At 70.4% G+C, this 20,249-nt stretch carries 18 protein-coding genes; 10 read left to right on the top strand and 8 right to left on the bottom strand.

Annotated elements, in window-relative coordinates:
• Nucleotides 1-106: 106 nt before the first annotated feature.
• Complete coding sequence (locus OG972_RS49265; RefSeq protein WP_037692759.1) at nucleotides 107-490, top strand: cold-shock protein; 384 nt, start codon at nucleotides 107-109, stop codon at nucleotides 488-490.
• A gap of 124 nt (nucleotides 491-614) precedes the next feature.
• Here the strand turns inward: OG972_RS49265 and OG972_RS18695 are convergent, their stop codons facing one another.
• The 4 genes from OG972_RS18695 to OG972_RS18680 are packed head-to-tail and all read right to left on the bottom strand — an operon-like array spanning nucleotide 615 to nucleotide 4,133.
• Entirely contained in the window at nucleotides 615-1,490 is an 876-nt protein-coding gene (locus OG972_RS18695; protein WP_266982979.1) for a 1,4-dihydroxy-6-naphthoate synthase, read from the bottom strand.
• Entirely contained in the window at nucleotides 1,474-2,169 is a 696-nt protein-coding gene (locus tag OG972_RS18690; protein ID WP_266982977.1) for a futalosine hydrolase, read from the bottom strand. The genes OG972_RS18695 and OG972_RS18690 overlap by 17 nt, the downstream gene beginning before the upstream one ends.
• A gap of 29 nt (nucleotides 2,170-2,198) precedes the next feature.
• On the bottom strand, nucleotides 2,199-2,681 hold the full coding sequence (locus tag OG972_RS18685; protein WP_266982975.1) for a DUF2771 domain-containing protein: 483 nt from the start codon (nucleotides 2,679-2,681) through the stop codon (nucleotides 2,199-2,201).
• A gap of 27 nt (nucleotides 2,682-2,708) precedes the next feature.
• Nucleotides 2,709-4,133, bottom strand: coding sequence for an MFS transporter (locus tag OG972_RS18680; RefSeq protein WP_266982973.1), 1,425 nt, complete (start codon nucleotides 4,131-4,133; stop codon nucleotides 2,709-2,711).
• 396 nt (nucleotides 4,134-4,529) lie between these two features.
• On the opposite strand from OG972_RS18680, the gene OG972_RS18675 reads away from it, so the two are divergent.
• The 4 genes from OG972_RS18675 to OG972_RS18660 all read left to right on the top strand — a co-directional run bounded on the left by OG972_RS18675 (nucleotide 4,530) and on the right by OG972_RS18660 (nucleotide 11,227).
• Nucleotides 4,530-5,465, top strand: a complete 936-nt coding sequence (locus OG972_RS18675; RefSeq protein WP_266982972.1) for a DUF3027 domain-containing protein — start codon at nucleotides 4,530-4,532, stop codon at nucleotides 5,463-5,465.
• A gap of 421 nt (nucleotides 5,466-5,886) precedes the next feature.
• Entirely contained in the window at nucleotides 5,887-9,147 is a 3,261-nt protein-coding gene (locus OG972_RS18670; protein WP_266990568.1) for a sacsin N-terminal ATP-binding-like domain-containing protein, read from the top strand.
• Nucleotides 9,148-9,334: 187 nt separating this feature from the next.
• Nucleotides 9,335-10,270, top strand: coding sequence for a hypothetical protein (locus tag OG972_RS18665; RefSeq protein ID WP_266982970.1), 936 nt, complete (start codon nucleotides 9,335-9,337; stop codon nucleotides 10,268-10,270).
• Between the two features lie 183 nt (nucleotides 10,271-10,453).
• On the top strand, nucleotides 10,454-11,227 hold the full coding sequence (locus OG972_RS18660) for a DUF5707 domain-containing protein (protein ID WP_266982968.1): 774 nt from the start codon (nucleotides 10,454-10,456) through the stop codon (nucleotides 11,225-11,227).
• 3 nt (nucleotides 11,228-11,230) lie between these two features.
• On the opposite strand, the gene OG972_RS18655 is transcribed toward OG972_RS18660, so the two are convergent.
• Entirely contained in the window at nucleotides 11,231-13,702 is a 2,472-nt protein-coding gene (locus OG972_RS18655) for an HAD-IC family P-type ATPase (RefSeq protein WP_266982966.1), read from the bottom strand.
• A gap of 96 nt (nucleotides 13,703-13,798) precedes the next feature.
• Entirely contained in the window at nucleotides 13,799-14,092 is a 294-nt protein-coding gene (locus OG972_RS18650) for a DUF2530 domain-containing protein (RefSeq protein WP_266982964.1), read from the bottom strand.
• A 188-nt stretch (nucleotides 14,093-14,280) separates the two neighbouring features.
• Between OG972_RS18650 and OG972_RS18645 the strand changes: the two genes are divergently transcribed.
• Nucleotides 14,281-15,735: an NCS2 family permease gene (locus tag OG972_RS18645; RefSeq protein WP_266982962.1), complete on the top strand. Its 1,455-nt coding sequence runs from the start codon at nucleotides 14,281-14,283 to the stop codon at nucleotides 15,733-15,735.
• On the opposite strand, the gene OG972_RS18640 is transcribed toward OG972_RS18645, so the two are convergent.
• On the bottom strand, nucleotides 15,728-15,919 hold the full coding sequence (locus OG972_RS18640) for a ribbon-helix-helix protein, CopG family (RefSeq protein ID WP_266982960.1): 192 nt from the start codon (nucleotides 15,917-15,919) through the stop codon (nucleotides 15,728-15,730). The genes OG972_RS18645 and OG972_RS18640 overlap by 8 nt on opposite strands.
• Before the next feature lie 133 nt (nucleotides 15,920-16,052).
• On the opposite strand from OG972_RS18640, the gene OG972_RS18635 reads away from it, so the two are divergent.
• From OG972_RS18635 to thpR, 3 genes are all read left to right on the top strand, one after another.
• Nucleotides 16,053-16,493 carry a MarR family winged helix-turn-helix transcriptional regulator gene (locus OG972_RS18635; protein ID WP_266982958.1) on the top strand — a complete coding sequence of 147 codons (441 nt, stop codon included), beginning with the start codon at nucleotides 16,053-16,055 and terminating at the stop codon, nucleotides 16,491-16,493.
• 80 nt (nucleotides 16,494-16,573) lie between these two features.
• The gene (locus OG972_RS18630) at nucleotides 16,574-17,908 is read left to right on the top strand and encodes an MFS transporter (RefSeq protein WP_266982956.1); all 1,335 of its coding nucleotides are present in this window, start codon (nucleotides 16,574-16,576) and stop codon (nucleotides 17,906-17,908) included.
• A gap of 207 nt (nucleotides 17,909-18,115) precedes the next feature.
• Nucleotides 18,116-18,679, top strand: coding sequence for an RNA 2',3'-cyclic phosphodiesterase (gene thpR, locus OG972_RS18625; protein ID WP_266990566.1), 564 nt, complete (start codon nucleotides 18,116-18,118; stop codon nucleotides 18,677-18,679).
• Between the two features lie 139 nt (nucleotides 18,680-18,818).
• Here the strand turns inward: thpR and OG972_RS18620 are convergent, their stop codons facing one another.
• Complete coding sequence (locus tag OG972_RS18620; RefSeq protein ID WP_266982954.1) at nucleotides 18,819-19,586, bottom strand: alpha/beta fold hydrolase; 768 nt, start codon at nucleotides 19,584-19,586, stop codon at nucleotides 18,819-18,821.
• Between the two features lie 69 nt (nucleotides 19,587-19,655).
• Between OG972_RS18620 and OG972_RS18615 the strand changes: the two genes are divergently transcribed.
• Nucleotides 19,656-20,213, top strand: a complete 558-nt coding sequence (locus OG972_RS18615) for a PadR family transcriptional regulator (protein ID WP_266982953.1) — start codon at nucleotides 19,656-19,658, stop codon at nucleotides 20,211-20,213.
• Nucleotides 20,214-20,249 lie beyond the last annotated feature (36 nt).

Raw genomic sequence — 20,249 nt, 5'->3', positions numbered from 1 at the left:
GGTACTGCACCTGTGGAGGCTTCTGCCAGCAGGGGAGCACGACCATTGGACGGCCTGACCTGCTGAGGCTTGGTTCCGGCTTACGGGTTGAGATGGGGTGCGTGCTTTGCCGACTGGCAAGGTCAAATGGTTCAACAGCGAGAAGGGCTTCGGCTTCCTTTCCCGCGACGACGGTGGCGATGTGTTCGTGCACTCGTCGGTGCTCCCTGACGGAGTCGACGCACTCAAGCCCGGCCAGCGTGTCGAATTCGGTGTCGTCGCAGGTCAGCGCGGAGACCAGGCGCTCTCGGTGGCCATCCTCGACCCGACCCCGTCCGTCGCTGCCGCCCAGCGCCGCAAGCCGGACGAGCTCGCATCGATCGTGCAGGACCTGACAACCCTGCTGGAGAACATCACGCCGATGCTGGAGCGGGGCCGCTACCCCGACAAGGCGGCCGGCAAGCAGATCGGTGGTCTGCTGCGCGCGGTCGCCGACCAGCTCGACGTCTAGTGCTGCGACCGGAAAGGTTTGCCGCGAGCCGGTGAACCTTTTCCGGTCGTAGCACAAGGGCCTCTCGTCAGCGGGCGTCCGGCCGTATCCCGCTTACGGCCGGACTCGGAGGGGCTCGCCCCTCTCAGCCGAACGACAGAGCATCCGGGCCGAGGGGCGGCACCAGTCCCTCGGCCGCCGCGCGCGTGAGCAGCCCGCGGACCGCCGCATAGCCGTTCTCGCCGAGGTCGGCGGTGAACTCGTTCACGTACAGCCCGATGTGCTGGTCGGCGACGGCCGGGTCCATCTCCTGGGCGTGCTCCAGTACGTACGGACGTGACATCTCCGGGTCGTCCCAGGCCATCCGTACCGACGTGCGGATCGACTCGGCCAGCAGCTTCAGCGTCTCCGCGCCCAGTGACCGCTTGGCGATGATCGCGCCGAGCGGGATCGGCAGCCCGGTCGTCGCCTCCCAGTGCTCGCCCATGTCGGCGAGGCTGTGCAGCCCGTAGTTCCGGTACGTGAAACGCGCCTCGTGGATGACGAGACCGGCGTCCACCTTCCCGTCCCGCACGGCGGGCATGATCTCGTCGAACGGCATCACGACGATCTCGCCGACATCGCCCGGCACGACATCCGCCGCCCAGAGCCGGAACAGCAGATACGCGGTGGAGCGCTCGCTCGGAACGGCGACGGTCTTCCCCGTCAGATCCGTACCCGGCTCCTTCGTCAGGACGAGCGGCCCGCAGCCGCGGCCCAGCGCACCGCCGCAGGGCAGCAGGGCGTACTCCTCCATGACCCAGGGCAGCACCGCGTACGACACCTTCAGCACGTCCAGCTCGCCGCGCTCGGCCATGCCGTTGGTGATGTCGATGTCGGCGAAGGTGACATCGAGGGCGGGCGCGCCGGGGACCCTGCCGTGCGCCCAGGCGTCGAAGACGAAGGTGTCGTTCGGGCACGGCGAGAAGGCGATCTTCACAGCGGTGCCGGGCTTCGCGGTGCCCTCAGTCGAGTCGGTCATGGTGGGTCCAACCTTCCAGTACGGGGGTGAGCTTCCCGAACGCGTCGGTGAGCGCGGCCAGTGCGTCGCCAATGCGCCAGGCGTCCCGGTCGCGCGGGCCGACGGCATTCGACACGGCCCGGATCTCCAGCACCGGAACGCGCAGCCGGTCGGCCGCCTCGGCGACCCCGAAGCCCTCCATGGCCTCGGCGACGGCGTCCGGATGTGCGGCGCGGAGGGCGGCGGCGCGGTCGGCGCTGCCGGTCACGGTGGAGACGGTGAGGATGTCGCCGGTGACCGCGCCGGTCGCGGCGGCCACCTCCCGTACCAGGGCGGGCGGCGGCTCGAACCGTTCCCGGCCGAAGCCCAGGGCGGTGACGGGCACGAACCCGTCAGGGGTCTCCGCGCCCAGATCGGCGGCGACGATCGCGCTCGCCACGGCGAGGGAGCCGACCGGGGCGCCGGGCGCGAACCCGCCGCCGATACCCGCGGAGATCACCAGGCCGTAGGACCCGGAGGCAAGCCCGAACGCGGCGGCGGCGGCCGCGGAGGCCGGACCGGCGCCGCCCGCGAGAACATCGAAACCGCCGGCGCGGTGCAGCTCGGCGCCCGGTGCCCGGACCACCTCCGGTCCGTCCGTGAACGCACGCGTGACCGCGTCCCGTTCCACCGGGACAGCGGTCACGACGAGCACACGCACGGGGAGGGTCCTCCCGGGTCGGGAGGGGGTCAGTTGGTCTTCACGAAGGTGAAGTGCCAGATGCCCGTGAGATTCTTGCCCGTGGTCTCCACGATGCTGATCTGCGCCTTGTTCGTGGTCCCGCCGGTCTGGCTGGAGAAGAAGGCGCTGCCCGGGACGGACCGGTAGGTCTTCTTGTACGGCTCCTGCTCGGCCTGCTGGCCGTTGATGAAGAGGGTCCAGCCGTTGTCCGCGATCTTCGGGTCGACGCCGAAGCGGACCTTGTCGTCCATCGCGACCTTGACGGTGTGCTCGGCCTTCTTGTTGTTGAGGCAGCCCTGGATCAGGGACTCCTTGATGGCATTGCCGTCGTTGTAGCAGGTTGCTTCGGCACTCACCGAGGTGTCGCCGACCGTCACGGTGGCGAGCGGCGTCGGCTTGTCGCAGGCGGACAGGACAAGGAGTCCCGCGGACACGGCACCAAGAGCGACGCCGATTCGACGGCCCTTACCGGAGAAGAACGCAACGGTCATGGGCCGAAGGCTATCGGTCGCTCCCGCTCACGCCACGCGGGGGTGCGGCGAGCCGCGTCGCGCCGCACTCAGCAGACCCCGTACGGAGGCAGCCGCACCGAGGGCGAGGATCCCCGCGGCGACCGACATTCCCAGTACGCCGTTGAGGGGGAGAGCGATGCCGATACCGCCGCCGACCACCCAGGCCATCTGGAGCAGTGTCTCGGACCGGGCGAACGCCGACGTGCGGACCTCCTCGGGCACGTCGCGCTGGATCGTCGCGTCCAGCGACAGCTTGGACAGTGCCTGCGTGAAACCCGCCACCGCGCTGAGCGCGGCGACCATCACGGTGGAGAAGAAGACCGCGGCGAGGACGGCGACACCGAGCGCCAGCCCCAGCACCGAGGCGATGATCACCTCGGGGCCGCGGGCCCGGAGCCAGGAGCCCATCGCCGTGCCGAGGGCATTGCCGACCCCGGCCGCGACACCGACGATGCCGAGCGAGACGGCCGCGCTCTGCCCGGCGAGCGGGTGCACCCGCAGCAGGAACGCCAGGAAGAAGATCAGGAAGCCGGAGAGCGCGCGGTGCGCGGCGTTGGCCTGGAGCCCGTGCAGGACGGACGGCCCGACGGTCCGCAGCCCCGGTCGCTTCTCCTTCTCCCCGTTGGCCCTGGCCCTGCCCTTCTTCCCGTTGGCCACGGACGGCCTGCTGCGGACGGAGGGCTGATGGCTGTGCGGCTCGACCAGCTGGGCGCGGCGTTCGCCCTTCGCCGAGTCGACCTTGTGGGGCAGCGTGAACGCGAGAACGGTGCCGCCGGTGAAGATCAGACACGCGCCGTAGAGCGGCCAGGGCGCCCCGATGGTCTGCAGCCCGGCCCCGATCGGCGCCGCCACGCCCGTGGCCAGAAGCCCGGCCAGGGTGACCCGGGAATTGGCCTTCACCAGGGAGAAACGGGGTGGCAGCAGGCGTGGCACGACCGCGCTGCGCACGACCCCGTACGCCCTCGAGGCGACCAGCACGCCCAGTGCCGCCGGATACAGCTCCAGGCCGCCCGTGGCGACCGCGCCCGACATCGTGAGCGCGAGCACCGCACGCGCCAGCATGGCGCCCGCCATCGCGGCGCGGCGGCCGTGCGGCAGACGGTCCAGGAGCGGGCCGATGACAGGGGCGAGGAGAGTGAACGGTGCCATCGTCACGGCGAGGTAGAGAGCGACGCGGCCGCGCGCCTCGTCCGTCGGTACGGAGAAGAACACGGTCGACGCCAGCGCCACCGTGATCATCACGTCGCCCGCGCCGTTCACGGCGTGCAGCTCGATCAGCTTGCCGAGTCCGGACTCGCCGGCCCCGTGGGCGTGCGTCGCTTTGCGGATGCCTTTCGCGGTGCCGGTGAAGGGCGCGTGCAGGGCATGACCGATCGACCGGCCCGTCCTGCGGAGCGGGCCGGATCCGTCGTGCGACCTGGCGGAAGCCACCTCGTCATAGTGCCCCAGCCACTGCGGTAACGAACCGAGAACGGTACGGGGCGCGGAGTTCGCCGCCCTGTCGGGTCAGTGAGGACCCTGCCGACAGGGCAATCCTCCGACCGCTCGACCCGGACACGGCAGTGGATACGCCGTCGATTGGGACGGGCAGGTGGGCGGGGAGCTGCGGAGAGGGTAGCGTGCGTAGCGCGCCCCCGGCGGTTGTTCTTGGCCGCGCGCCTCTCGGCGATCCCGCAGAATGGATAGCAGAAGGCGCGCCCGAGGCAGGCACAACGGGTGCGGACGTCGACGCGGCCCCCAGGTCCGCTCCGCCCGCAACCGTCATGGCCGAAATCGATGGATCTGCTGGCGCACTCGTGAGACGGCGTATGGAGAGAAGCGAGACCTGTGAGTGCTGCTACGACGCGAAGCCGTACTGCCCGTACCCCTGCCCCCGACCGTCTGTGCGCCGAGGCGGTAGACCTCGCGCGCGCGGCGGCCGAGGAAGTGGCCGCGCCGGGGGAGGTCGGTGAGCACGTGGGCCTGGTCTCCGAGGGAGACCGGGTCGTCACGCACTACTTCGAGTGCAAGGAACCCGGTTACAAGGGCTGGCGTTGGGCGGTGACGGTCGCCAGGGCCTCCCGCGCCAAGATCGTCACGCTCGACGAGGCGGTACTGCTGCCGGGGACCGACGCGCTGCTAGCTCCCGAGTGGGTGCCGTGGAGCGAGCGGCTGCGGCCCGGTGACATGGGACCCGGTGATCTGCTGCCGACGGAGGCGGAGGATCTGCGTCTGGAGCCGGGGTACAGCGGCGAGGACGAGCCGCTGCCGAGCTCGGTGGCCTCCGAGATGTCGGAGGAGATGGCCGACCTCGTCGACGCGGAGGACGCGGAACTCACGACGCGCCCGGAGACGACGAGGCGCGGCTCCATCGCTGCGCTCGCGGAAGAGCTCGGCATGCGGCGGGCACGGGTGCTGTCCCGGTACGGGCTGCATGCCGCGGCCGACCGCTGGGACGAGACATTCGGCGCGAAGACGCCGATGGCTCAGGCGGCACCGGCTTCCTGTGTCACCTGTGCCTTCCTGGTGCCCCTGGCGGGTTCGCTGCGGCAGGCCTTCGGCGTGTGCGCGAACGAGTTCGGCCCGGCGGACGGGCATGTGGTCTCCCTGTCGTACGGCTGCGGTGGGCACTCGGAGGCAGCGGTGATGCCGAAGCCGCCGAAGCCGGCGCCGCACGCGCTGGACACGATGCAGGTGGACGAGTACCCGCTGCGTCCGGCGCGGGACAGCGGATCGGTCCCGGCGGAACCGGATGCGCCGTCGGAGGACCTGGGCCACTCCTGACGCTCCTGGCCGCTGGGGGGTCCGGGTTTGCGGTACCCGGGGGTCGCGTGCTGCGGTGCGGCCCCAGGGCTCCTGGTGAGCGCTTTGTCCTCAATCGCCGGACGGGCTTGATGTGTCGCTCGGGACGGGCTCGATATGTTGCCCGTGCGACTTTCGGTGCGGCGCGGGGTGTGATTTCGGGGGCGGGATCGAGCCCGTCCGGCGAGGGCGGACAAGGCGTGACGACGCGCCGGGGGCATTTCGAGCCCGTCCGGCGATGGGGGACAAGGGTGGCGCCCCATCGCCGCGCCACGCGGGATTGTCGGTCGCGGTACCTTCGGGCGCACACTGGCGGCACGGGTGTACGCGCACGCAGGCGCACGCACACCCCCGCCGCACACGGGTAACGCGTCACCGGACAGAGCGGAGTCAGAGCGTGAGCATGAATGCGACCGAGGGGGCCGATCCGTTCGGGACGGCACGGCTGCGGCGCGGGGTGCTCGACGCCTGGGGCGCCGGTCCGGCCCGGTTCCGGGAGGACGCCAACGCCGAGGAGGACCTCGCGCTCGGCGGCTACCGCGACCGCCTCGTCGTCGAGCTCGCCCAGAACGCCGCCGATGCGGCCGCCCGCGCCGGCGTCCCCGGCCGGCTCCGTCTCACCCTTCACCCCGCCTCGGACACCGGACCCGCCGTCCTCGCCGCCGCCAACACCGGCGCCCCCCTCGACGCCACCGGCGTCGAATCGCTCAGCACGCTCCGCGCCTCCGCCAAGCGCGAGGGCCACGAGTCCGCCGTCGGCAGGTTCGGCGTCGGGTTCGCCGCCGTCCTCGCGGTCAGCGACGAGCCCGCCGTCGTCGGCCGGCACGGCGGCGTCCGCTGGTCCCTCGCCGAGGCCCGTGACCTCGCCCGCGAGGCCGCCGTCGGCAGCCCGGGCCTCGGTGACGAACTCCGCCGCCGCGACGGCCACGTACCGCTGCTGCGTCTTCCGCTGCCCGCCGAGGGCACCGCACCGGACGGGTACGACACCGTCGTCGTCCTGCCGCTGCGCGACGGCGTCGCCGAGGACCTCGTCGGACGGCTGCTCGCCGCCGTCGACGACGCGCTCCTCCTGACGCTCGCCGGTCTCGAAGAGATCGTCATCGACACCCCCGAGGACCTGCGGACGCTCAGCCGTTCCCAGCACGGCCCCTACACACACATCGACGACTCCGCGTACGGCACGAACCGCTGGCGCACCGTCGCCCAGCACGGGCCGATCGAACCGGCCCTGCTCGCCGACCGCCCGCTGGAGGAACGGCTGCGCCCGCACTGGTCGGTGACCTGGGCGGTGCCCGTGGACGGGGAAGGGGCGCCGGTGTACCCCCGTACCGCCCCCGTCGTGCACGCGCCGACCCCCACCGACGAGCCCCTCGGCGTCCCCGCCCTGCTCATCGCGTCGCTGCCGCTCGACACCACGCGCCGCCACCCCGCGCCCGGCCCGCTCACCGACTTCCTGGTGCAGCGCGCGGCCGACGCGTACGCCGAACTGCTCGCCGACTGGCATCCGGTGTCCATCGCCACTCTCGACCTCGTGCCCGGCCCGCTCGGCAAGAGCGAACTGGACGGTGCCGTGCGCGGCGCGATCCTGGACCGGCTGCCGCGCGTCGCGTTCCTGGAGCCCGCCGCCCCGCGCGACGCCGCCGCCGAGCCCGAGCAGTGGGACGCCTGGGACGCCGGGGCGGAGAACGTCCGCGTGGCCACCACCGCGCTGCGGCCGATCGAGGCAGAGGTCGTGGAGGGGGTGGGCGCCGAGACCGTTCAGGTGCTTGCCGAGGTGCTGCCGTGCCTGCTGCCCGCGGGACTTGAGCGCCGGAGCGAACTGCGTACCCTCGGCGTCGCCCGGGTCCCGCTGGCCGAGGCGATCGACCGGCTCGCCGGTCTGGAGCGCGAACCCGACTGGTGGCGGCGGCTGTACGACAGCCTGTCGGGAGTCGACCCCGACCGGCTCTCCGGACTCCCGGTCCCACTGGCCGGAGCAGTGGAGAGCGCGGCGGGCGCCCCGGACACCGCACCACCGCGCACCGCCATCGGTCCCCGACAGGTCCTCCTGCCGGTCCCCGACGCCCTCACCGGCCCGGTCCTGGGCCGACTGGCCCGGCTCGGGCTGAAGGTCGCGCATCCGGATGCCGCACATCCGCTCCTGGAGAAGCTGGGTGCCCTGCCCGCCACCCCGCGCGCGGTGCTGACGACCCCGCAGGTGCGTGCGGCCGTCGCCGGTTCGCTGGACGCCGGCGAGGTGTGGGACGAGGACGCGCTGGACGCGGAGGAGCTCGCGGACACCGTCCTCACGCTCGTCCGGGACGCCGACCTCGCGCCGGGCGACGAGCCCTGGCTCGGTGCACTCGCCCTCCCCGACGAGGACGGCGAACCCGCACCTGCCGGTGAACTCGTGCTGCCGGGAAGCCCGTTCGCGAGCATCATGCGCGAGGGCGAACTCGCGCTCTGTGACGAGGAACTGACGGACCGCTGGGGCGAGCAGCCGCTGACCGCCTGCGGGGTGCTGGCCACCTTCGCGCTCGTCCGGGCGACCGACGTCGTCCTCGACCCCGACGAACTGGAGCCGCGCGAAGGCGACTTCGCCGAACCCGACGACGCGGGACTGCTCGACGCCGTCGACGTGTGGTGCGAGGACATTCTCGACCAGCTGCAATTGAGTCTGCCGCCGCGCAGCGGTGACAACGAGGGGTGGTGGTCGGGCGACGGGCGGGCCCAAGTGCCGCCCGTCGCCACCGAGATCGTCGCCGTCCGCGACCTCGACCTCGTCGACGACGATGCCTGGCCGCAGGCGCTCGCCCTGCTCTCCCGGCCGCCGCTGCGCGACGCGCTGACCCAGCCGGTGCGGGTGCTGCTCCCGGACGGCACGACCCGGTCCGTGCGCTCGTACACCGCATGGTGGCTGCGCGACCATCCGGTGCTCGGCGGCCGCCGCCCGGCGGGGCTGCGGGCTGCGGGTGGCGACCCGCGACTGTCCGGACTGTACGACTCCGCCGACGCGACCGGCTTCGACGATGTCCAGGTGCTGCGCGCCCTCGGCGTAAGGACCTCCGTCGCCGCGCTCCTCGACGAGCCGGGCGGTGCGGCGGAACTCCTCGGCCGGCTCGCGGACGAGGACCGCCCGGTCGGCTCCGTACAACTCCACGAGCTGTACACGGCCCTGGCCGATCTCGACCCGGAGCAGGTCACGCTGCCCGACGAGCTGCGGGCCATGGTCGACGGCGAGGTACGCGTCGTCGACGCGGCCGACGCGGTGATCGCGGACGCCCCCGACCTGCTGCCGCTGACGGGCAGCCTGCCGCTCCTGCCGGTGGCCCCGGCGCGCGCCGCGGACCTGGCCGAGCTGTTCCAGGTGCGGCGGCTCGGCGAGACCGTCGAGGCGGAGGTGACGACGGACGGCGAGGAGCACCAGGTGCCGGAGTCGGTGCGGATCCTGCTCGGCGCCGGTACCCCGGACACGTACGTCGAACACGGCGAACTCCGGGCGGGCGGCGTCGAGCTGGACTGGCGCCGCACCCCGGACGGGACCGTCCACGCCTCGACGCTGGAGGGTGTCGCGGCGGGCCTGGCCTGGGCGGCGGGTCAGTGGCCACGCCGTTTCGAGGTCGCTGCGCTGCTGCAGGACCCGTCGCGCACGGAGGAGTTGGCGCGCGACCGCTGGTTCGACTGACACGGCAAAGGGGCGGAACGCGCCAATACCTGGGCAGGGACACGTATTCGCAAAAATCCCCACGGGCCGCACAACCGTTCACGCGTCTCCATGGTCTTGTCTGTGAAGCCACCAGGCTTCACAGACGACCTTGGGCCCGGGAACGGACGACCTCCGCGGGCCCCTTCTCCACATTGGGGAACGAAACATGCGTATTCGTGCCACTGTGGCCGCCGTAACCGGCGCCCTGGCTCTCTCCGCCCTCGTCGTTCCGTCTGCGGCTCAGGCCGACGACGCGCACCGCTCCACTGTCCTCGATGCCGCGCGCGCCGCTCAGGCCGCGTCCGGCACGCAGTCCGGTGCGAAGTCCGGCGCGCGCTCCGTCACCGCTGCCGAGACCGCCGGTGTCCCGCTCGACCTGACCTTCTCGAAGTTCACCGTGAACGGTGGCAAGCCGATCGCCGTGGGCATCAGCGCCACGAAGACCGTGGCGACCACGTACACGGTGACGCACGCCGCCGACGTGGACATCTTCGGCTCCGAATTCTTTCTCGACGTCGCGCTCTACCGCGGTTCGTTCGACGCTCCGGCGAACGAGCTCTACGGCGCCAAGCCCCCCACCTGCAAGGCCGTCTCCTCGACGGTCGCCACCTGCAAGGGGCAGATCGATATCTCGCCGTACTACGACCTCATCAGCAACGCGGACGCCACGACGTGGAAGGCGACGGGCTTCGCCGTCGACTACAACGGCCAGGACCCGAGCAACCCCGACCCCACCCAGATCGACTACGCAGTGCAGGACGGCCTGGGTACCACCAAGCTCCAGCGCTTCTCGAAGCTGACGGTCAACGCTTCTCCGGAGCCCGTGAAGAAGGGCAGGACCATCACGGTCACCGGGAAGCTCTCCCGCGCGAACTGGGACGACCTGGCCTACCACGGCTACGCGACCCAGTCGGTGAAGCTCCAGTTCCGCAAGAAGACCAGCTCCACCTACACCACGCTGAAGACGATCAAGACGAACAGCACCGGCAACCTGAAGACCACGGCCACGGCCTCGGTCGACGGCTACTGGCGCTACAGCTTCGCCGGTACCTCCACCACCCCGGCCGTCACCACCGCGGGTGACTACGTCGACGTGCAGTAGTTCCACACGTGGTCCACACGAGCAGCGGGATCTCCGGTATGGGGGTCCCGCTTCTCGTACCCCCATCCTGTGCGTCCCCGCCCGGCCCGCCGGGTCCGCGGACGCACTGACCCATCGGGTCCCACCGCGGCCGGAGCCACCGCGCCACCTGCCCGACGGACCCCTTTCTCCACGGGAGAAAATATGCGCATACGTGCCACTGTCGCCGCCGCGTCCGGCGCCCTGGTCCTGTCCGCTCTCGCCGTCCCGGCCGCGCACGCGGCAACGGCGGATCCCGTCATCTCCAAGGTCAGCGTCAACGGCGGCAAGAACACCGTCCTGGGCACGACGGCGGCGAAGACCATCACCGTGTCGGTCACCGCCTCGCACGCCTCCGGCATAGCCGACGGCTGGCTGATCCTGTGGCACGGGAAGAGCCTGGACGAGGGCATGGACGGCGCGCTGCTGCCCAACGAGGGGCAGGCCACCTGCAAGGCCGCGAGCGCCACCACCTCCACCTGCTCGTACACCATCACGATCGACCCGCGGGTCGATCTGACGAAGAACGCGCTGGCCGGCTCCTGGCACGTCCTCGCCGGCGCGGAGGCCACGGACGGCTCCAGCACCTCCTACGACTCCTACGCCACGGCGAAGATCCAGCGGCTGTCGAAGCTGACGGTCAACGCCTCCCCGGAGCCCGTCAGGAAGGGCAGGACCATCACGGTCACCGGGAAGCTCTCGCGGGCGAACTGGGAGTCCCACACGTACGCGGGTTACACCGGTCAGTCGGTGAAGCTCCAGTTCCGCAAGAAGACCAGCTCCACCTACACCACGGTGAAGACGATCAAGACGAACAGCACCGGCAACCTGAAGACCACGGTCACGGCCTCGGTCGACGGCTACTGGCGCTACAGCTTCGCCGGTACGTCCACCACCCCGGCCGTCACCACCGCCGGCGACTTCGTCGACGTGCGGTAACGGCTACACCGGGAAGCGGCGGCTGACCAGTCGCCAGGTGAACTCCAGGGCAGCCGCCGCCACCACCGCTATCCCCACCGCCGTCCACGGTATGACCGCGCCCACCAGCTTCAGCGCGAAGAAGTTCTGCAGCCACGGCACCATCAGCACGATCAGGAATGCCGCACCCATCGACGCGACCAGGACGATCCGCCACCAGGTGTACGGGCGGGCGATGATCACGAGAACCCACATCGAGACGAGGAACAGCGTGAGCGTCGCGGCGCTGGTCTCCGCGCCCAGCGCTTCCGTACCCGTGTAGTAGTGCCGGGCGACCAGGTACGTCACGAAGGTGGCGATGCCCGCGATGACGCCGGACGGCACCGAGTACCGCATGACTCTTCGGACGAAGTGCGGCCGGGCCCGCTCCTTGTTCGGGGCGAGGGCCAGGAAGAACGCCGGGACGCCGATCGTCAGCGTCGACAGCAGAGTCAGATGCCGGGGCAGGAACGGGTACTCGACCTGGAAGCAGACCACCAGGATCGCCAGCAGCACCGAATAGACGGTCTTCGTCAGGAACAGGGTGGCGACCCGGGTGATGTTGCCGATCACGCGGCGGCCTTCCGCGACCACCGACGGCAGTGTCGCGAAGCTGTTGTTCAGCAGGACGATCTGGGCCACGGCGCGTGTCGCCTCGGAGCCCGAACCCATCGACACCCCGATGTCGGCGTCCTTCAGCGCCAGCACGTCGTTGACCCCGTCGCCCGTCATCGCGACCGTGTGGCCGCGGGACTGGAGGGCGGCGACCATCTCGCGCTTCTGCTGCGGGGTGACCCGGCCGAAGACCGCGTTCTCCTCCATGGCCGTGGCCATGGCGTCCGGGTCCGTGGGCAGCCGGCGCGCGTCCAGCGTGTGCTCGGCGCCGGGCAGGCCGAGCTTGCCCGCGACCGCGCCGACCGAGACGGCGTTGTCCCCGGAGATGACCTTCGTGGCGACCCGCTGGTCGGCGAAGTAGCGCAGCGTGTCCCCGGCGTCCGGCCGCAGCCGCTGTTCCAGCACGATCAGCGCGGTCGGTACGGCCCCGTGGGCGATCTCCGGCCCCTCCAGCTCGCCCTCGGCGCGCGCCAGCAGCAGCACCCGCAGCCCCTGCTCGTTGAGCTGCTCGATCTCGCCGAGCGCCGGGTCCTGGTCCGGGAGGAGCACATCGGGTGCGCCGAGCAGCCAGGTCGACGACCGCCCGTCGGTCTCGACGAACGCGGCGCCGCTGTACTTGCGTGCCGAGGAGAACGGCAGGGCCTCCGTGCACCGCCATGCCTCGCCGTTCGGGGACGGGTACGCGTCGATGATCGCCTGCAGGCTGGCGTTGGGCCGCGGGTCGGATGCGCCGAGGGCGCTCAGCACCTGGCGTATGTACGGGTCGTCCGCGCCGTTCAGCGCCCGCACCTCGGTGACGTCCATCCCGCCCTCGGTGAGCGTGCCGGTCTTGTCCAGACAGACGACGTCGACCCGGGCGAGACCCTCGATGGCGGGCAGCTCCTGCACGAGGCACTGCTTGCGGCCGAGCCGTACGACACCGATCGCGAAGGCGACCGAGGTGAGCAGGACCAGGCCCTCGGGGATCATCGGGACGATGCCGCCCACGGTGCGGGCGATCGAGTCCTTGACGTTGGTGTTCTTGACGACGAGCTGGCTGATGATGAGGCCGATCGCGGTCGGCACCATCATCCAGGTGACGTACTTGAGGATCGTGCTGATGCCACTGCGCAGCTCGGACTCGACGAGCGTGAAGCGGGACGCCTCCTCGGCGAGCTGCGCGGCATAGGCCTCGCGGCCGACTTTGGTGGCGGAGAACGCGCCGCCGCCCGCGACGACGAAGCTGCCGGACATCACCGGGTCGCCGGCCTGCTTCAGTACGGGGTCGGCCTCGCCGGTGAGCAGGGACTCGTCGATCTCCAGGTTGTCGGCCTCGGCCACCGCGCCGTCGACCACGACCTTGTCGCCGGGCCCGAGCTCGACGAGATCGCCGAGCACGATCTCGGAGGTGGAGATCTCGGCCGCGACCCCGTCGCGCCGGACCGTGGGTTTCGCCTCGCCGATGACCGCGAGGCTGTCCAGGGTCTTCTTGGCGCGCCACTCCTGGACGATGCCGATGCCTGTGTTGGCGATGATCACGAAGCCGAAGAGGCTGTCCTGGATCGGCGCGACGAACAGCATGATCAGCCAGAGCACGCCGATGATCAGGTTGAACCGGGTGAAGACGTTGGCGCGGACGATCTCGCGGACGGAGCGGGACGAGCGGACGGGTACGTCGTTGACCTCGCCCCGGGCGATCCGCTCGGCCACCTCGGCCGCGGTCAGCCCGCTCGTGCGGACGGTCGTGGCAGGGAGCTTCATCGGGTGGACCGGGTCGAGCTCGGAACCGGCGTCGATCATGGCCCGCCGACGGGGCCGACCAGGTGTGTGCTCCCCGGAGGAGCGGAGTGCCCGCTGCGTCATGGTTCCGACGGTACGGGTGGAACGTCCGGTTCACCCGCCGGGGGGCCGAAGATCAGACCGGGGGAGGAGCGGAATGGTCCTCGGGCTGTACGAAAGTCAGGGCCGACCCTGACTTTCGTCGCTGGACGCGTCAGCCGGTCCGGCCTCGACGGCCGCCCGCTTGATCGCCGCGTCGCGCCCCCGCACGTACCAGATGCCGATCAGTCCGAGCCCGGCACCGGCCAGACACGTCCAGATCCACCACGTGTGCCCGTGGTCGTCGAACCAGCCGTAGAACGGCAGCTGCACGAGGAAGAGGACGAACCAGAGGATCGTGCCGCCGGTGATGGTGGCGACGACGGGCCCCTCCAGGGGCTCGGGTGCCTCGTGTGTCGGTGTCCACTTCGCCATGGGCTCAGTCTATGCGGCCGATATGTAAAGCTCCTCGGCCCAGTCCGCCCAAGGGTCTACGCGCGGAGATAGCGATCTTTGCCTTATGTATTCATACTGAAATCTGCTTACGGCTGTCTCGATTTATTCGTGTAAAAGTCCAAAGCTGACTACTTTTCTCTCCCCTCTACGTACGACTGAGGTCATACATGTCCCCCTCGGCCACCGCTGCGGTCGCCTCCAAGCAGCCTCCGGCTCCACAACCGCACGGCGGCCTGGACCGTTTCTTCAAGATCTCCGAGCGGGGGTCGTCGGTCGCGCGCGAAATCCGTGGCGGATTCGCCACGTTCTTCGCGATGGCGTACATCATCGTGCTGAACCCGATCATCCTCGGCAGCGCGAAGGACATGTACGGGCACCAGCTGAATGGTGGCCAGCTGGTCACCGCCACCGTGCTGACCGCTGCGTTCTCCACGCTCCTGATGGGCGTCATCGGCAACGTGCCGATCGCGCTGGCCGCCGGCCTCGGCGTCAACACCGTCGTCGCCCTCCAGCTCGCCCCCCGGATGAGCTGGCCGGACGCGATGGGCATGGTCGTCCTCGCGGGCATCGTCGTCATGCTGCTGGTCGCGACCGGGCTGCGTGAACGCGTGATGAACGCGGTACCGACGTCGCTCCGCAAGGGCATCGCCATCGGTATCGGTCTCTTCATCCTGCTGATCGGTCTGGTCGACTCGGGCTTCGTCTCCCGCATCCCGGACGCCGCGCACACCACCGTGCCGCTCCAGCTCGGCAGTGACGGCCACCTCCATGGCTGGCCGGTCCTGGTCTTCATCCTCGGCGCGCTGCTCACGCTCGCGCTGATCGTCCGCAAGGTGCCGGGCGCGATCCTCATCTCCATCGTCTCGATGACGGTCGTCGCGCTGATCATCGACGCGGTCGCCGATCTGCCGGGCGAGGCGTGGGGCCTGACCGTCCCGCAGTGGCCGGGCAATCCGGTCGCCACCCCCGACTTCGGGCTGATCGGCCACGTCAGTCTGTTCGGCGGCTTCGACAAGGTGGGTGTGCTCACCGGCATCCTGTTCGTCTTCACCGTGTTGCTGTCCTGCTTCTTCGACGCGATGGGCACCATCCTCGGCGTCGGCGACGAGGCCAAGCTGATGGACAAGGACGGCAACTTCCCCGGCATCAACAAGGTGCTGTTCGTGGACGGCATCGCGGTCGCCGCGGGCGGTGCGAGCTCCGCCTCCGCAGGAACCTGCTTCGTGGAGTCCACCGCGGGCGTCGGCGAGGGCGCACGCACCGGCTTCGCGAGCGTGGTGACCGGCCTGCTGTTCACGGTGGCACTGTTTCTGACGCCGCTGGCGACCATGGTCCCGTCGCAGGCGGCCACTCCGGCGCTGCTGGCCGTCGGCTTCCTGATCATCGCGGGTTCGGTGCGGGACATCGACTGGAGCGACTACACGCTCGCCATCCCGGCCTTCCTGGCCATGGTGATGATGCCGTTCACCTACTCGATCACCAATGGCATCGGCATCGGCTTCATCGCCTTCACCGTGCTGCGGGTGGCGGCCGGGCGCTGGCGTGAGGTGCCGGTGGCCATGTACGTCGTGTCGGCGGTCTTCGTCTTCTACTACGCGATGCCGGCTCTCGGCCTCACGTGACCCCTTCCGCTCCATAGAACTTCTGCGTCTCGTCGACGGCCGTCTTGAAGCGCTCGTCGAAGTCGTCCCGAATGAGCGTCCGGACCACATAGTCCTGGACGCTCATTCCGCGTTTGGCGGCGTGCTGCCGGAGCCGGTCGAGCAGCTCACCGTCTACCCGCAGGCTGAGCACTGTCGATCCCATGGCAAGCAGGGTTAGGCCTCCGAGGTCGGTTGGCGTCACTTTCCGCATCCAACTCACTCGTTCGGGTGAGTGATCAGACGCGCCTGTACCAGCGAATGGTCTTTAGGGTAGGTAATGAGGTATTCTAATGAACATGCCTGACCTGATCCACGACGGCGACAGTGCTGCCGCCGTGAGCTCCCTTCGTTCCGCCGTGATGCTGCTGGGCCGACGCCTCAAGCACCAGCGCGTGGACGAGTCGCTGAGCCCCACCGAGATGTCGGTGCTCGGCACGCTCGCCCGCTGCGGTTCCGCCACCCCCGGTGAGCTGGCCCGCAAGGAGCATGTGCAGCCTCCGTCGATGACCCGCATCGTCGCGCTGCTGGAAGCCAAGGGGCTGGTCAGACTGGAACCGCACCCCGATGACCGTCGCCAGAAGATGGTCAGCCAGACCGAGCAGGCCGAAGCCATGCTCGAGGAGAGCCGCTCCAAGCGGAACGCCTGGCTGGCCACCCTCGCCGAGGGCCTGGACGAGGAGGAGTGGGAGACGCTGCGCAAGGCCGCGCCCGTACTGGAAAAGCTCGCCCACCTGTAGCGGCGTACCGGACCACGGTCCGGTGCCGCTTCACTGCCTCGTCAGTCAGCGAAATGTCCACGCCGAGGAGGCGAACCCTTTTGAGTACGGGATCCGGAGCAGACTCCGCCCCCGCACCGACGTCCACCCACGAGAGCAAGCCCGGCGGGACCTTCTCGTCGCTGAAGATCCGCAACTACCGCCTGTTCGCCACGGGCGCCGTGATCTCCAACACCGGTACCTGGATGTCCCGCATCACGCAGGACTGGCTCGTCCTGAGCCTCACCGGGTCCGCCGCCGCCGTCGGCATCACCACGGCCCTCCAGTTCCTTCCCATGCTGCTCTTCGGCCTGTACGGCGGCGTCATCGCCGACCGGCTCCCGAAGCGCAAGCTCCTCCTCGTCAGCCAGGCCGCGCTCGGGCTCTGCGGCATCGCCCTCGCCGTCCTCACGCTCTCCGGAGTCGTCCAGGTCTGGCACGTCTACCTGATCGCCTTCCTCCTCGGCATGGTCACGGTCGTCGACAACCCGGCCCGCCAGTCGTTCGTCTCCGAGATGGTCGGCCCGGCCCAGCTGCGCAACGCGGTCAGCCTGAACTCGGCCAACTTCCAGTCCGCCCGGCTCATCGGCCCCGCCGTCGCGGGTGTCCTGATCACCACGGTCGGCAGTGGCTGGGCATTCATGTTCAACGGTCTGTCGTTCCTCGCCCCGCTCGTCGGTCTGCTGATGATGCGTACGGGCGAACTGCACAAGGCGGTCGTCGTACCGCGCGCCAAGGGGCAGTTGCGCGAGGGGCTGCGCTATGTCTCCGGCCGCCCCGAGCTGATCTGGCCGATCGTCCTCGTCGGCTTCGTCGGCACGTTCGGCTTCAACTTCCCGATCTGGCTCACCGCCTTCGCGGACGAGATCTTCCACGGCGGCGCCGGGATGTACTCGTTCTTCAACATCCTCATGGCGGCCGGCTCCCTGGCCGGCGCCCTGCTCGCCGCCCGCCGTCGTTCCTCGCGGCTGCGGATGTTGGTGGCGGCGGGCACCGCATTCGGTCTCCTGGAGATCATTGCGTCCCTGTCCCCGTCCGTCTGGCTCTTCGCGATCCTGCTGGTCCCGATCGGCATGATCGGCATGACGACCAACATCAGCGCGAACACGAGCGTCCAGATGGCGGCCGACCCGGCCATGCGCGGCCGGGTGATGAGCCTGTACATGATGGTCTTCGCCGGGGGTACGCCGGTGGGCGCCCCGATCGTGGGCTGGATCAGCGACGCGTACGGCGTCCGGACCGCCATGGCGGTCGGCGGTGCGTTCTCGCTGCTGGCCGCGCTCGGCGTCGGCTTCATGCTGGCCCGCGTCGGCGGCCTGCGCCTCAAGGTCGATCTGCGACCGGGCCACCCGCATGTGCGGTTCGTCCCGCGCGAGCAGCTGGCGACGGCGGCCTGAGGGCCGCCCGTACGCGACGTGGTTCGGCCCCGACCGGTGGGTACCGGTCGGGGCCCGTTGCTCATGGCCGAGGGCGCTGTCAGTCGTGCGGGAACAGGTGTCCACGACGGTCATCGTGCCGCTCTTCCCCGCCGCCGCACGGGCGCGGACAGGACCTGGTACAACGATACGCACGGTGACCGGTGCGACACTCGATTCATGAGCCGCATGAGACTCTTCGTTGCCGTCCTGCCGCCCGACTCGGCCATCGCGGAGCTCCGCCGTGCCGTCGCCCCGCTGCACACCCTTCCGGGCGCCGGTGGTCTGCGCTGGACCGGAACCGACGCGTGGCACTTCACGCTCGCCTTCCTCGGTGTGGTCGACGACGCGCTGTTGCCCGATCTGCACGAGCGGCTGGGGCGCGCCGCCGGTCGCACCGAGCGGTTCCCGCTGCGCATCCACCGCGGCGGCCGGTTCGACGGCCATGTGCTGTGGGCCGGGGCCGCGGGCGGCCTCGACACGATGAGGCTCCTCGCCGAGCGTGCCGACGCCGCCGCCCGCCGCGCCGGCGTGCCGATGGACGAGCACCGCCGTTATACCCCGCACCTCACCCTTGCCCGCAGTCGCGCCGAGGCGGACTTGCACCCCTATCTGGAGGCCCTGGACACCTTCGAGGGCACGCCGTGGGAGGTCGGCGAGGTGGCTCTCGTACGCAGCAATCTGCCGGTTTCCGGGGTGCCGGGGGAGCAGCCGCGGTACGAGGTGGTCGCATCCTGGTCGCTGGGACACTGAGCGATGCGGTTACGCTCGACGGGTGGACCCGAAGACCAGAAACCGCATCATGGCGGCCGTGCTCGTGCTGATGTTCGCCGTCGTCGCCGTGGCAGCCGCGCTCGGCGGCTGAGAGCCTGTCGGGTGACACCGGCTCCCGTCAGGCGAGCCCCCGGGCGGTCTCCCTCGCGAACGCCTCGGGGTTGTCCAGCATGATGTTGTGTCCGCACTCCGGGACCGGCACGACCCGCACCCCGGCCGCGACGAGACCGTCCTCGTCGGGCAGCGGCCCGTCGCTCTCCGGCCGCAGAAAGGTGCGCGGAATCTTCAGCTCCAGCAGCAGCTCGCGCATCGTGGGCGTCGTCCCGCGCGCGAGGTGCACGGCGCTGCGGTGCAGCGCCTCCGGGCCCGCGAGCCGCATCGTCGACCACCAGTGGGGTCCCACCCGGTCGCGCACTTGGTGCCGTCCGTGATCGAGGAACTCCTCCTCCGTGTACGCGGCGATGCCGCTGGAGCCGGGCCGCGGCGGCGCGGGCGCGACCGGGTCGAGGTTCGCGTCGACCAGGACCAGCCGCGCCACCAGGTCCGGATGGCGGGCCGCGAGCACGATGGCCACCGCGCCGCCCATGCTGTGCGCGATGACGTCCGTGGCGTACGCGTCGGCTGATCGGAGCGCGACGGCAATCGCGTCGGCGTGCGCTTCGAGGGTGTAGTCGACATCCGTGGGCCGGTCGCTGATGCCGAAGCCGAGCATGTCCATGAGCAGCGAACGGCTGCCGGCGAGGAGCGGATGGACGGCGCTCGCGGTGAAGTACGGACCGGACGAGGCGCCCAGCCCATGCAGATAGACGCGGGTCGGTGCCGTGCTGCCGGGGATCTCCACCCACCGGATGTGCGCGCCGCCCGCTGTCACCTGTGCGTTCTTCATGCTCTCCCGCTCCCCTCCGGCCCTGTAAACTCTCGGCGAGACTATATATCGGTGCCGATGTATAGAGCAATGAGGGAGGATGCACGGGTGCTGGAACTGGCCATCCTGGGATTTCTGTACGAGCAGCCATTGCACGGCTACGAGCTGAAGCGACGCGTCGCCCACCTCACCGGCCACGTCCGCCCGATCGCGGACGGCACCCTGTACCCGGCGATCAAGCGCCTGGAGCGCGCCGGATGGCTCGGTCGCCGGACCGAGCCCGGCAGCAGGGCCGCCCCCCGCCACACGCTGACCCTGACGGACGAGGGGCGCGAGGAGCTGCGCCGCCGGCTGCGCGAGGCCGACGCGGTGGACATCAGCGACGAGAACCGTTGGTTCACCGTGCTCGCCTTCCTCCGCCATCTCCCGGCGCCCGCCGAGCAGGCGGACGTGCTGCGGCGCAGGCTGGCGTTCCTGCGGGAGCCGAGCAGTTTTTTCTACGACTACGACTCCGAGGGCGAGCGCCCGCTCGGAGCGGAGGCGTTCGACGACCCGTTCCGCCGAGGTGTTCTCACGATCGCCCGCGCGACGAGCGAGGCGGAACTGAGCTGGCTGGCAACGACGCTGGAGGACCTCGAAGCCCGCTGAGCCCGCCCGCCGGCCACTTGCTTCGAGCGGACTCGA

It is taken from the genome of Streptomyces sp. NBC_01669 (genome assembly GCF_026339735.1).
GTDB classification, from domain to species: Bacteria; Actinomycetota; Actinomycetes; order Streptomycetales; family Streptomycetaceae; genus Streptomyces; species Streptomyces yanii.
This window is presented reverse-complemented; position numbering and strand designations above follow the sequence as displayed.